This window comes from Lentzea flava (assembly GCF_014648475.1).
GTDB classification, from domain to species: domain Bacteria; phylum Actinomycetota; class Actinomycetes; order Mycobacteriales; family Pseudonocardiaceae; genus Lentzea; species Lentzea flava.
The window spans coordinates 179100-191019 of record NZ_BMRE01000008.1; the positions used below are offsets into that span (position 1 = coordinate 179100).

14 protein-coding genes are annotated in these 11920 nt (G+C 69.1%); 3 read left to right on the forward strand and 11 right to left on the reverse strand.

Annotated elements, in window-relative coordinates; genetic code table 11:
• Positions 1-112: 112 nt before the first annotated feature.
• Together IEZ09_RS13050 and IEZ09_RS13055 are read left to right on the forward strand one after the other, a co-directional pair.
• A complete protein-coding gene (locus IEZ09_RS13050) occupies positions 113-1081 on the forward strand; it encodes a patatin-like phospholipase family protein (RefSeq protein ID WP_229812503.1) in 969 nt (322 codons plus the stop codon).
• A gap of 5 nt (positions 1082-1086) precedes the next feature.
• Positions 1087-1554: a hypothetical protein gene (locus IEZ09_RS13055; protein ID WP_189253912.1), complete on the forward strand. Its 468-nt coding sequence runs from the start codon at positions 1087-1089 to the stop codon at positions 1552-1554.
• Here the strand turns inward: IEZ09_RS13055 and IEZ09_RS13060 are convergent.
• From IEZ09_RS13060 to cysD, 7 genes are read right to left on the reverse strand one after another with little or no spacing between them, the layout of a single operon-like run.
• Positions 1539-2003, reverse strand: a complete 465-nt coding sequence (locus IEZ09_RS13060; RefSeq protein ID WP_189253913.1) for an SRPBCC domain-containing protein — start codon at positions 2001-2003, stop codon at positions 1539-1541. The genes IEZ09_RS13055 and IEZ09_RS13060 overlap by 16 nt on opposite strands.
• The gene (locus IEZ09_RS13065) at positions 2000-2779 is read right to left on the reverse strand and encodes an SDR family oxidoreductase (protein ID WP_189253914.1); all 780 of its coding nucleotides are present in this window, start codon (positions 2777-2779) and stop codon (positions 2000-2002) included. The genes IEZ09_RS13060 and IEZ09_RS13065 overlap by 4 nt, the downstream gene beginning before the upstream one ends.
• Positions 2779-3927 (reverse strand): sulfotransferase family protein, encoded by a 1149-nt coding sequence (locus IEZ09_RS13070; RefSeq protein WP_189253915.1) that lies wholly within the window; start codon positions 3925-3927, stop codon positions 2779-2781. The genes IEZ09_RS13065 and IEZ09_RS13070 overlap by 1 nt, the downstream gene beginning before the upstream one ends.
• Complete coding sequence (locus IEZ09_RS13075; protein WP_229812504.1) at positions 3924-4976, reverse strand: DUF1214 domain-containing protein; 1053 nt, start codon at positions 4974-4976, stop codon at positions 3924-3926. Before IEZ09_RS13075 ends, IEZ09_RS13070 begins: the two co-directional genes overlap by 4 nt.
• 58 nt (positions 4977-5034) lie before the next feature.
• On the reverse strand, positions 5035-5685 hold the full coding sequence (cysC, locus tag IEZ09_RS46375) for an adenylyl-sulfate kinase (protein WP_253730367.1): 651 nt from the start codon (positions 5683-5685) through the stop codon (positions 5035-5037).
• Positions 5670-6815: a sulfate adenylyltransferase subunit 1 gene (locus IEZ09_RS46380; RefSeq protein WP_229812505.1), complete on the reverse strand. Its 1146-nt coding sequence runs from the start codon at positions 6813-6815 to the stop codon at positions 5670-5672. The genes cysC and IEZ09_RS46380 overlap by 16 nt, the downstream gene beginning before the upstream one ends.
• A complete protein-coding gene (gene cysD, locus IEZ09_RS13085) occupies positions 6815-7702 on the reverse strand; it encodes a sulfate adenylyltransferase subunit CysD (RefSeq protein ID WP_189253916.1) in 888 nt (295 codons plus the stop codon). The genes IEZ09_RS46380 and cysD overlap by 1 nt, the downstream gene beginning before the upstream one ends.
• Before the next feature lie 72 nt (positions 7703-7774).
• Here cysD and IEZ09_RS13090 point away from each other — a divergent pair, with 72 nt between their 5' ends.
• A complete protein-coding gene (locus tag IEZ09_RS13090; protein ID WP_189253917.1) occupies positions 7775-8389 on the forward strand; it encodes a TetR/AcrR family transcriptional regulator in 615 nt (204 codons plus the stop codon).
• On the opposite strand, the gene IEZ09_RS13095 is transcribed toward IEZ09_RS13090, so the two are convergent.
• The 4 genes from IEZ09_RS13095 to IEZ09_RS13110 form a co-directional block, all read right to left on the reverse strand.
• Complete coding sequence (locus IEZ09_RS13095) at positions 8376-9017, reverse strand: hypothetical protein (RefSeq protein WP_189253918.1); 642 nt, start codon at positions 9015-9017, stop codon at positions 8376-8378. The two genes, IEZ09_RS13090 and IEZ09_RS13095, sit on opposite strands and share 14 nt — an antisense overlap.
• 56 nt (positions 9018-9073) lie before the next feature.
• Positions 9074-9622 carry a cysteine dioxygenase family protein gene (locus tag IEZ09_RS13100; RefSeq protein ID WP_189253919.1) on the reverse strand — a complete coding sequence of 183 codons (549 nt, stop codon included), beginning with the start codon at positions 9620-9622 and terminating at the stop codon, positions 9074-9076.
• 21 nt (positions 9623-9643) lie between these two features.
• A complete protein-coding gene (locus IEZ09_RS13105) occupies positions 9644-10633 on the reverse strand; it encodes a YeiH family protein (RefSeq protein ID WP_229812507.1) in 990 nt (329 codons plus the stop codon).
• 347 nt (positions 10634-10980) lie between these two features.
• The gene (locus IEZ09_RS13110; RefSeq protein ID WP_229812508.1) at positions 10981-11883 is read right to left on the reverse strand and encodes a LysR family transcriptional regulator; all 903 of its coding nucleotides are present in this window, start codon (positions 11881-11883) and stop codon (positions 10981-10983) included.
• Between the last annotated feature and the right edge of the window lie 37 nt (positions 11884-11920).

The following is an 11920-nucleotide window of genomic DNA, read 5'->3' on the forward strand; positions in this document are numbered from 1 at the left end:
CTGCCGCAGCCAGGTCACGGACGGTTACCGCGCTGGTGCCGGCGTATCAAAGGTCGCTTCGCACACCTCTCTGCCGGTGAACGCATTTCGCATTCGGGGAGGGGCGGTCGCGTTGAGTGAGAAGTCGGTGGACCTCGTGCTGGAAGGCGGGGGAGTGAAGGGCATCGCGCTGCTGGGCGCGGTGCTGGTGCTGGCCGATGCGGGATATCGGTTCCAGCGAATCGCCGGGACGAGCGCCGGCGCGATTGTGGCGGCTTTGGTTGCCGCGTACCAGAAAGAGGGGAAGAACCTGGCGGAGCTCGCCGACGTCATGCGCGAGGTCGACTACCGCCGGTTCGCGGACGAGCCCTGGCCGCAGCGGGCGACCGGCGTGGTGGGCGACGCACTGTCCGCCTTCGTGCACGGCGGATCACACGGCGGTGACTACCTCGTGGAGTGGTTGACGCCGTTGCTCGCGGACGCCGGCGTGCACAGGTTCGCCGATCTCCGCTGCCCCGACGAGGGCGGTTCGCTGCAGGACCACCAGAAGTACTCGCTCGTGGTGCACGCGAGCGACCTCTCACGCCGTGCACTCGTGCGCCTGCCTTGGGATTACGCGTTGTACGACCTGAACGCGGACGACCAGAGCGTCGTGGACGCGGTGCGCGCGTCGATGGCGATCCCGTTCTACTTCCGGCCGGTCCACGTCGCGACCCGGCGAGGAACCTGCACGTGGGTCGACGGGGGCCTGCTCGCCAACTTCCCGATCACCGTGTTCGACCGCACCGACGGCGAGGCCGCCAGGTGGCCCACCTGGGGCGTCAAGCTCTCCGGCCGCCCGGTGCCCGGTCAGGACCTCCCCGTCCGCACGGTGCCGGGCATCGCCGTCAACTGCCTGCGGACGCTGACCGGTGACTGGAACCGGCACCGGCTCGACAGCGAGGGCGTCGGCCGCCGGACGATGTTCGTGGACACGATGAGCATCTCGGCCACCGACTTCGGCATCTCCCGCGCCGAGCAGGAGAAGCTGTTCGACAACGGGCGGCGGGCAGCCCAGGAGTTCCTGGACGTCCAGTCCTCCGTCCGCCGGCTCGCGGGGTGATCGACATGAACGGATCTGCTGTCGCCGGGGACGTCTTCTCCTCCAGGGACGAACAAGGCGGTTTCCGGACACACGCGGCGCTTCTGCTGGTCGTGGTCAACCTGGCGCTGCTCGTGGCGGGTGTGGCGTCGTCGTTCTGGTTCTTCGGCGCGAACATCGGGGTCGCCGGACTCGCGGTCGCGTTGCCCGCCACCAGCCTGTGCACGTTCATCGTCCTCTTCACCGACCACCGGGACATCAGAACCGCGGTGATGGGCGCGTTCACCGTGCTGTACCTCGGTTTCGTCTCGGCCACCTTCAACACCGAGTTCGTCACGATGATGAACGACCAGAACGGCTTCGGCCGGCACGTCTACGACAGCTTCAACACGTTCATGCTGGTGATGCTCGGGTTCTACTTCGGTGGCAAGGCCGTCGAACGGGTCATGACCAAGCGGTCCGGCGGCAGTCCCAAGGATCACAGTGCCGACTGACCCGTCCGGATGACGCGAACGCGGTCGCGCAGGGCGTGTGCGACGGAATCGAATCCCTTCTTCACGTACTCGCCCTGGGCGGTGAACACGGCCTCGGCGTACTTGCCGGTGAACGTCTCGAACGTGCGGTAGCTGCACCGCTGCGGGCCGAGCGGCGTGATCACCTGGTCCCGCGTGCCGAGCAGCCCCGGGAACGTGTCACCGGTGTCGTAGCGCAGGAGCCGAGGCGCGTCGACGACGCGGATGTACTCGCGGCTGACCCACGTGCCCTCGCTGCCGTCCGGCTTGGGCAGCGTGAGGTCGATCGGCGAGTCGACGGCCAGCTTCGTGTCGACGGCCAGGGTGTACGGATTCCACTGTGGATAGTTGGCGTAGTCGATCAGCACACTCCAGACGACCTCCGCGGGCGCGTCGATCTCCACGGTCACGGACTCGATGAAAAAGCTCATGCCGGCATGTACTCCCCACCGTTGACGTCCAGCACCGCGCCCGTGACCTCGGAAGCCAAGCGGGACAACAGGAACAGCACCGCACCGGCGCACGCTTCGTCCGTCGGGATGCGGCCGAGCGGGTTGCGTGCCGCGATCTCGTCGTAGACGTCCTGCTCGCTCACCCCGCGCGAGTCCGCCGTGAACTTGAGGTAGAACCGCACACCCGGTCCGTCCAGCCAGCCCATGATCGCCTGGTTCACGCGGATGCCGTGCTCACCGAGCTCCAGCGCGAGGAACTGGGTCGCCGTGGCCATCGCGGCCTTCGCCACCGCGTACCCGGCCTCGCCGCGCATCGGCTTGCGGGTCGCCATGGTGCCGATGTTGACGATCGAGCCACGCCCTGCGGCCTTCATGTGCGGCACGACCTCGCGGGTCACGTTCAAGGCGCCGAACAGGATGATGTCCATCGACCGGCGGATCGCCTTCTCGGGCGTCTCCAGCAGGTCGAAGAAGCCGGGGTGGCCGAACGCCGAGTTGACCAGGCCGGTGATCTTTCCGAACCTGTCGGCCGCGGTCGACACCAGGTTCGCGACCTCCTCGGGCCTGCGCACGTCGCACTGCACACCGACGGCCTCGCCACCGGCCGCCGCGATGTCCTTCTCCACCTGCTTCATCACGTCGGCGGAGCGGGCGGCCATCACGACCTTCGCGCCCTCGGCGGCGGCGCGGACGGCGAGCTTCGAGCCCAGGCCAGGACCGACGCCGGTGATCACCACGACCTCGTCTTGCAGCATCACAGGTAGACCTCCGAGTAGAAGGCGAAGTCGCGGCGCAGCTGGTCCTCGGACAGCCCGAAGTCCGCCGGCGTGTAGGAATGCGAGCCGTGCCGTTCGGTGCGGTTCTGCGCCAGGTAGGCCTCGAACGCGGCGTCGTCGGCGGGACCGGCGGGCAGGCCCAGCGCGTCGAGCACCTGACGGGCGACCTCCACGGGTTTGCTGACCGTGTCGGCGAACCGCACGTCGACGAACCGGCCGGGGTGCGCCTCGCGGGCGGAAGCGAAGTCCTGCAGCGTCTTGGCGAACCGGCGCGACCAGTACCGTCCGATGCGGACCGGATCGACGCTTTCGCTGTACTGCGACGACATCGCGCGGACCATCGAGGCGTACGACGGCACGGCGTTGACCGGCGAGCGGTGCGTCATCACGATCTTGCAGCTCGGGAAGGTGTCGAACACCGTGCCGACCGCGGTGAGGTGGTGCGGTGACTTGAGCACCCATGGCCGGTCGCGGCCGGGGTTCTGCCACTGCAGCACCTGCAGCCACTCGCGCAGCTCGGCGTAGGCCTTCGACTGGTCGGCGGAGCGCAGCCAGTCGCCGTACGACGGCACCCAGTAGAACGAGTCGTAGCTCATCGACACGAACGTCCGGTCGAGCAGGAGCACGTCCTCCTCCGGCCCGTCCCACACGACCGTGTGCAGGTCGCCGAAGTCGGGGGAGAGCTGCGCGAACATCTCCATGCGTTCCTGGGCGCGGCGTTTGCGCACCGCCGCGTCCGGTCCCTCGCCGGGGAACGGGATCGGGTACGCGACCTCCCACGACAGCGTCGAGGTGACCTGCGGTGACGCGGACAGCAGCCGGTGCAGCAGCGTCGAGCCGGTGCGGGGCAGACCGCAGATCTCGGCCGCCACGCGCACTTCCTGCTCCAGCACCGCCGGGTGCTGCCGTTGCAGCGCGCGGAGCCGCAGCCGGTCCGCGAGCAACGCGGTCAGCCGGTGCCTGGTCAGCTCGAAGCCCAGCGGTGACAGCGCGGCCTCCGTGTTGAGGCTCGTCACGAGCACGTCCAGCGGTTCGCGGAACCAGTCGTCGCCGAAGTCGGAGAGCCCCGTCTTCGCACAGGCCTTCGCCATGAGTTCCGGGACGTTCAGCGCGGTCGTCACCGTCATCGAAGCTCCTCCAGGGAAACCACGCGGCACTTGGGGATCGGGTGCTCGGCCGCGCCGAGCCAGCGCAGCAACGCGGTGCCGGAGCTGTGCCCGCACGTGTCGATCCAGTTCGCGGCACCCGGATCCCGTTCCGCCACCACGATCGTGAGCCGGCCGTCGGCGTCCAGGACGGCGGTGTGCTTGTTCACGGTGATCCTGCGGTGATGGTCGAGCGACTCCATCCACCAGTTGTCGAGCTGGAAGTTCCAGTACGGGCAGTCCGGCACGTCGGTCTCGATCACCCACGCCTCGCCTGGTCGCAACGTCCAGTACCCGTGCAGGTAGAAGATCTCCGGATCGCCGCCCGCGCGCTGGAACATCTCCTGGCCGAAGTCGGGGAGCTCGTTGGGGCGCGCCATGAACGTCCGCGTCCAGTGCGCGAACGTCGCCGCGGTGCCGTGCACCGACATCGCCGCCCGTTGCAGTGCCTTCGCCAGGAACTCCGGGGTGAGTCCGGCGGGTTCGGCGGGCCCGCCGATCTGCTCGATGTGCCAGTCGCCCGGCACTTCCGTCGTGCGGTCGAGATACGTCTGGCGCACCACGAGACCCGTGGAATCCGGGGCGAGCGGGAGCCAGTTCGTGCCTTGGCGTTCCGCGCTCGCGATGATCTCCACCGTGCCGTCCGGCGCGATCACCAGATCGGAGTCGGACAGCTCACCGGTCGACGCCATCGTGCCGTCCTTGGCGTACCGGTTGGCCTTGGAGCCGATGCTGAAGTACGCGATGCTGCCGCGCGTCCCGGTGATCCGGTAGGTCCTGTCGCCCCGGATGTTCGCCGACAGGTAGACGTTGTCCGGGTTGTCCGCGCCGATCTTCACCAGGTCGAGCTGGTGGAAGCGCGGGAAGTCGGGATCGGCGTTGTCCAGGCAGGAGTACAGCATCTCGCGGGTCAGCCGGGCGAGGTAGCGGTACCCCTCCGCGCGGTCGAGCGGGGTGCCGGGTCCCGACTCGATCACCTCACCGGCCTTCTCCAGCGCCCGGCAGAACTGCGACCACGCCTGATCCGGCACGGAACCCTCCCGAATTTAGAACGTGTTCTAGCTGAACATACCCGATTCTGGACAACGTTCAACAGACCCCGAGCGTGCGCAGCCCTGCCACCACGGCCTCGGCTGCCTGCTCGGGGCTCAGCGCCGTCGTGTCGAGCCTGATCTCGGGGTTCTCCGGTGGTTCGTAGGGGGAGTCGATGCCGGTGAAGTTCGGCAGCTCGCCCCGCCGGGCCCGTGCGTAGAGGCCTTTGGGGTCGCGCTGCTCTGCCACCTCCAGCGGTGTGTCCACGAAGACCTCGCAGAACTCGTTCTCGGCGACCAGCTCTCTGGCGAGCGCCCGCTCGGCCCGGAACGGCGAGATGAACGAGACCAGCACGATCAGCCCAGCGTCGACCATCAGCGCGGCCACCTCGGCGATGCGCCGGATGTTCTCGACGCGGTCGGCGTCGCTGAACCCGAGGTCGGAGTTCAGCCCGTGCCGCACGTTGTCGCCGTCCAGCAGGAACGTGTGCCTGCCGTCGGCGTGCAGGGCCTTCTCGACCAGGTCGGCGATCGTGGACTTGCCCGCGCCGGACAACCCGGTCAGCCACACCACGCACGGCCGGTGCCCGTTGCGCGCGATCCGCGCCTGCTTGTCCACGGTCAGCGTCTGCCAGCGCAGGTTCGCCGACCGCAGCGCGCAGTCGATCATCCCCGCGCCGACCGTGGCGTTCGTCAGCCGGTCGAGCACCACGAACGAGCCGAGGTCGCGTTGGTGCGGTAGCTCTCGAACGGCACGGGCGTGTCGAAGTGCACGCTGTCGACGCCGATCTCGTTGAGCTGCAACGCCTTAGTGGCGGTGAACCCGACGGTCCGCGCGCCGATCTTGGCCAGGTACTGCCTGCCGGGCAGCAGGCCGTTCTCGTTCAGCCACACCAGGTGCGCCTGGAACGCGTCGGCCACACCCGCTGGATCGGCCGCGAACGCCAGCACGTCACCACGACTCGCGTCCACGTCGTCGGTGAGCACCACTGTGACCGACGATCCTGTTGGTGCTTCGAGGAGATCGCCGTCCATCGTGACTATCCGATCCACAGTGGATGTGCGTTCTCCCGGCAACACCCTGACCTCGTCACCCCGGCGCAGGGTTCCGCGCAGCACCCGTCCGGAGAAGCCGCGGAACGTCGCGTCCGGCCGGTTGACCCACTGCACGAGGAACCGGGACGGGCCGTTCTCCTCGGTGTCGACGACGACCGTCTCCAGCCACTGGAGCAGCGTTTTCCCGTCGTACCACGGCGTCAGCTCGCTGTGGCCGACCACGTTGACGCCCTCGGTCGCCGACATCGGCACGCAGGTGATCTCGGCGAAGCCCAGGTCGGCGGCGAACTCCGTGAACTCGAAGCACACCTTCTCGAAGGACTCCCGCGAGTAGCCCAGGAGATCCAGCTTGTTCACGGCCAGCGCGACGTGCCGGATGCCGAGCAACGACACGATGCGCGCGTGCCGGCGTGTCTGGCTGAGCACACCCTTGCGCGCGTCGAGCAGGATCACCGCCGCATCAGCGGTGGACGCCCCGGTGACCATGTTGCGGGTGTACTGCTCGTGCCCCGGTGTGTCCGCGACGATGAACCGCCGCGCCTCCGTGGCGAAGAACCGGTAGGCGACGTCGATCGTGATGCCCTGCTCGCGTTCTGCCGCGAGCCCGTCCACCAGCAGTGCGAAATCCAGCTCGCCGCCACGCGTCCCGACCCGCCGCGAATCGGCTTCGAGGGCGGCGAGATGGTCCGCGTACAGCAGTTTCGACTCGTACAGCAGCCGTCCGATCAGCGTGCTCTTGCCGTCGTCGACGCTGCCGCAGGTGATGAACCGCAGAAGCTCCATCAGAAGTAGCCCTCCCGCTTCTTGCGCTCCATCGAGCCGCTCTGGTCGTGGTCGATCAGCCGCCCCTGCCGCTCGGAGGTGGTGGCGGCGCGCATCTCCTCGACGATCTCGGGCACCGTCCGCGCCTCGCTGCGCACCGCGCCGGTCAGCGGATAGCAGCCCAGCGTGCGGAACCGGACGAGCTCGTGCCGCGGTGACTCGGTGAGCGGCATCCGGTCGTCGTCCACCATGATCAGCAGGCCGTCGCGGTCGACGACCGGCCGCCAGGCCGCGAAGTACAGCGGGACAACGGGAATCCCCTCGCGCTCGACGTAGCGCCACACGTCCAGCTCGGTCCAGTTGGACAGCGGGAACACCCTGATGCTCTCGCCGGGCGCGACCCGCGTGTTGTAGAGCCGCCACAGCTCCGGCCGCTGGTTCTTCGGATCCCACCGGTGCTGCGCGGTCCGGAACGAGAACACCCTTTCCTTGGCCCGAGAGGCTTCCTCGTCCCGCCGCGCCCCGCCGAACGCGAGGTCGAACCGGTGCTCGTCGAGCGCCTGCCGCAGCCCCTGGGTCTTCCACATGTCCGTGTGCCGCGCGGAACCGTGGTCGAACGGGTTGATGCCGAGCGCCACGCACTCCGGGTTGCGGTGCACGATCAGCTCCAGCCCGAGCTCGGCCGCGGTCCGGTCGCGAAACTCGATCATCTCGCGGAACTTCCACGTGGTGTCCACGTGCAGCAACGGGAACGGCGGCTTCGACGGGTGAAAAGCCTTGCGCGCCAAGTGGAGCAGCACCGAGCTGTCCTTGCCGATCGAGTACAGCAGCACCGGTCGCTCGCTCTCCGCGACCGCCTCGCGGAAGATGTCGATGCTGTCGGCTTCGAGCCGGTCGAGGTGGTCCACGCACCGACGGTAGCAACCAAACCGAACAACGTTCAATATGCTTTTGAACGTTGTTCAAAGTAGGATCCCGGTGTGAGCACCGAGCAAACGGCGTGGGGTGACGCGGAGGGCAGGCGGCGGGACATCCTGTCGTCAGCCGAGCTGATCCTCGAACAGAGCGGCTACGCGGGCCTGACCATGCGCGCGATCGCGGTGGGGGCCGGCGTCAGCTCCGGCACCGTGTACCAGTACTTCTCCGGCAAGGAGGACGTGTTCGCGGCGCTGATGGAACGCCGCCTGGACGAGCTGCAGCGCACGCTCGCGCAGGTCGACCGCAGCCTCGGCATCGCGGGGGTGCTGCGCGAGATCGAGCCCCAGGTCACCGAGCTGTGGCGGCGGTTCGGGCGGTCGGCCGCGCAGTGGGAGGCGAAGGTGCTCTCCGGCGGCCGCAGGGGCAAGGAGGTCGCCGGGTCCGCGCAGGACTACCGCAAGACGATCAAGGCGCTCGCGAAGGCGCTGACCGAGACCGCGGCGGCCAGCGGCCAGACGCTGATCGACGACCCGGCGCTGCCGCACTGGGTGTGGGACTCGCTGATCGGGCTCGCGGACGACCTGCTGCTGCAGGGCGCGCGGTCGAACCGGGTGAAGCCCGCGCACCTCGTCGAGTTCGCGACCGCCGCGATCGAGCGGGGCGTCATTTCCCGGTGACGAGCGAGTCCAGCGTGGCGCCGCCGTGCTCGCCGCAGTGCTTGCGGGACGCGTCGAGGGTGGCCTGCTTGTCCGCCTCGTCCTCCCGGCCGGCTTCCCCGAAGAGCCGTCTCAGCAGCTCCACCTGTTCGTCGAGGCCGACCCGCAGGAAATCGCTGCAGGTCGACCGGACCGTGAGCCGGCCGTCCTCCGGCATCAGGTCCACCGGCCCGGCGACGAACAGCAGCGCCACGATGATCGCGAGGCCGAACGCGACGATCGCACCGCCCGACGAGCTCTTGCGCGGCGCGAGCCAGTTCTGGGCCTGCTCCACGAACGGCTCCGGCTCGCTCAGCGCGGTGTCGATCCAGAACTCGAGGCTGTCGCCGCCGAGGAGGTCGAACTGGACGTGCCCCGCGACGAACATGATGCGGACGACCTGTTTGCGCTGGTAGGACCCGGTCCAGAACGGCTCTGGCCGCACCAGCACGAGCCGGTCGGGCAGCAGGAACACCACGTCGCGCTCGCCGCGGGCGAGGCGCTCGGTCTGGCCCGGCTGCACGACGGTGCCCGCCAGCCGTGCCAGTACCTGGTCGTGCTCGTGCTCGTCGAGGGCCGCGGCAGCCGCCGACCACAGATCGGGTTCCACGTCCCTGCTATCGCTCCAGGCGTGGACCTTGGTTAGCCACCTGGCCGATGTTGGTCTCAATGGCTCTCGTCACGCGGCCTCGGCACGACCGGAAGGTCGTACCTGCGCCGGATGCTGGTGCCGAGCACGCCGATGTCGGCGCCGTAGACGTGGATCGAGATCGCCACCGAGTCCGAGTGGTTGCAGACCTTGTGGATGTCGCCCGGCGGCACCAGGTACGACGCCACCCCCTGCGGCGTCCGGTTCACCTGCAACGGGATCAGCCGGTCGCCCACCAGCCGATAGGTGGTCTCTTCTTCTTCACCGACGTACGTGCCGACCACACACCACGACACGTGGTCGTGGATGCACGTTTCCTGACCGGGCAACCAGACCAGGGCGACGACCGAGAAGCTGCCGTCGGGCTCCACGTGCAGCAGGTGCTGGCGGTAGTGGTCCGGGTCCGGTTCGCGGTGCGCGGGGTCCAGCAGGTCCTGGTCGGTGAGATGACCGGTCAGGGCCCTGGCGACCCGTGCGGCGACGGCGGTGTCGTCACCACCGGCGGTCACGGCGGCGCGGATGTCGCCGACCAGAAGAGCGGCGGTGGGGGAGAGCAAACGAGGCATGGCGGTGACTCCTTCGCTGGGTCACGTGATCAGAAGAGCGCCCGTCAGCGCGACCGCGGCGATCAGGACCGTGGAGAGCAGGCCCAGCACCAGCGCGGGAAGACCGGAGCGGACGAGGGAACGCAGGCGCACGGCCGTGCCCAGGGCGAACATGCCGGCGGCCAGCAGCAGGTTGTCCACGAACGTCGCGAACGACAGCACCACGTCCGGCACCAGCCCGGTGGCGCGCACGGCGGCCGCGACGAGGAACCCGACGACGAACAACGGCACGATCGGCGGCCGTGTACCCGTGAACCTGCGGCGTTCGGCGATGCTCACCGCGGCGAGCATCGGAGCCAGCAGCACGACCCTGGTCAGCTTCACCGCGACCGCGATGGCGAGCGCACCGGCGACCGGCCCCGCGGCGCCGACCACCTGCGCGACCTCGTGGACGCTGCCGCCCGCCCACACGCCGTACCCGGCGGGCGACAGTCCGGTGAGCGGGTGCAACGCGGGCAGGCCGAACATCGCCACGGTGCCGAACAGCGTCACGAGGCCGAGCGCCCTGGCGACGTCCTCCTCGTCCTGCTCACGCACCCCGTTCATCGCGGCGACGGCCGACGCGCCGCAGATCGAGAACCCGGTCGCGATCAGCAACGACAGCCCTTCGCCGACCCCGAGCACCCGGCCGAGCCAGCGGGTCACGACGAACGTCACCACCACGGCGACGACCGCGAGCGCCAGCACCTCGTACCCGAGCGCCAGCACGTCCCTGATCACCAGCTTCAGCCCGAGCAGCACGATGCCGGCGCGCAGCAGCCGCCGTCCGGCGAGCTGGAAACCCGGCGCGAACGACGCGGGCAGCCGCACGACGTTGGCCACGACGGCACCCAGCAGGACCGCCACGGTCAACGCGCTGACAGAGGGCAGCACCCAGGCGGCGAACATCGCGACCGTGACACCGCCGGCGACCACGGTCAGACCGGGTACCGGTGAGTCGATCGCGCGCGGCGTTGTCCGGATGCTGCCCATGACAGCAACCATCACCCCGCTGAGCTATGCGCAGAAGATGGCCGTTCCTTGGGTGGGTATAAGCCAGCGTTATGTGTGCAGGATGGTCGGGTCCGTGGTGTGGCGGTGGTGGCGATTGGCCCCGTCAGGTGGCTGCGGCGGCGGTGGCCGTCGTGTGTGTCGTGTGGCGACGGTGGTCGTAGGTCCATCGGGCGGCTGTTGCGGCGGTGGCCGTCGTGTGTGAGGTGGTCATGGGTCCGTCGGTGGCTGCGGCGACAGGCCCTCATGCCTGTCATGTCTCACGCAGGCCGTCGGGTGGCTGCGGCGGCGGTGGCGCTCATGTCTGTCACGTCTGTGACGCGGTCCCGTCAGGTGGCTGCGGCCGCCGTGACCATCGCGTCCACAGTCGCGCGCATCAGCGGCAACCGGATCAGATCCGGCCACGTGTAGAGCGCGGTCTCCCGTTCCGCACTCGATTCCACCTCGACCGTGGTCAGCCCAGGGTGCTGCAGGAACGACAACAGCAACCGCGGCACCAGCGCCACCCCCAGCCCGGCCGTGACGAGACTCTGAATGGCCAGGTTGTCGTCGGTGGAACAGGTGATGTCCGGCGTGAACCCGGCCTCGGCACACGCGTCGTGGAGGGCACGCTGGCACCGCGGGCACCCGGCGATCCAGCGCTCACCCTCGGTCTCGGCGAGCGACACCCTCGAACGGCCCGCGAGCCGATGCCCGGCGGGCAGGAGCAACGCGAGCGGCTCCCGCATCAACGGCACCCGCAGCATTCCGGCGACGGCGGCGTCGTCCTGCGGCTCGCCGCGATAGCTGAAGCTGATCACCACGTCGGCCGTGCCGCTGCGGAGCAGGGAGAACGAGTCCGGCGGCTCCTCCTCGACCAGTTCGAGCCGCAGGTGCGGGCGTTCCTTGGCGAGGATGGCGGCCGCCACGGGCACGAGTGAGACGTTGGCGCTGGGGAACGCGCAGATCCGGATGGTGCCGATGTCGTGGGTGGCGATCGCGCTGATCTGCTGGTGCGTCGCGGCCAGTTGTTCCAGCAGCGCCGTGCCGCGTTCGGCGAGGATGCGGCCCGCCTCGGTGAGGGTCAGGCCGCGGCCCGTGCGGACGAACAGCGGCCCGCCCACCTGCCGTTCCAGTGCTCGCATCTGCTGGCTGATCGCCGGCTGGGTGCAGTGCAGCTCCCGCGCGGCCGCGCTGAACGAGCCCGTTCTGGCGACGGTCGCGAACACTTCGAGCTGGCGGGTGTCGAGCACTTTCGCACCATATGCCTGATCGGCCGTCCGCGATGGA

Bases quoted from the DNA above. Each gene is read 5' to 3' on its own strand.
- IEZ09_RS13055 (WP_189253912.1), top strand. From the start codon at position 1,087: ATGAACGGATCTGCTGTCGCCGGGGACGTCTTCTCCTCCAGGGACGAA.
- IEZ09_RS13060 (WP_189253913.1), bottom strand. From the start codon at position 2,003: ATGAGCTTTTTCATCGAGTCCGTGACCGTGGAGATCGACGCGCCCGCG.
- IEZ09_RS13065 (WP_189253914.1), bottom strand. From the start codon at position 2,779: ATGCTGCAAGACGAGGTCGTGGTGATCACCGGCGTCGGTCCTGGCCTG.
- IEZ09_RS13070 (WP_189253915.1), bottom strand. From the start codon at position 3,927: ATGACGGTGACGACCGCGCTGAACGTCCCGGAACTCATGGCGAAGGCC.
- IEZ09_RS46380 (WP_229812505.1), bottom strand. From the start codon at position 6,815: ATGGAGCTTCTGCGGTTCATCACCTGCGGCAGCGTCGACGACGGCAAG.
- IEZ09_RS13100 (WP_189253919.1), bottom strand. From the start codon at position 9,622: ATGCCTCGTTTGCTCTCCCCCACCGCCGCTCTTCTGGTCGGCGACATC.
- IEZ09_RS13105 (WP_229812507.1), bottom strand. From the start codon at position 10,633: ATGGGCAGCATCCGGACAACGCCGCGCGCGATCGACTCACCGGTACCC.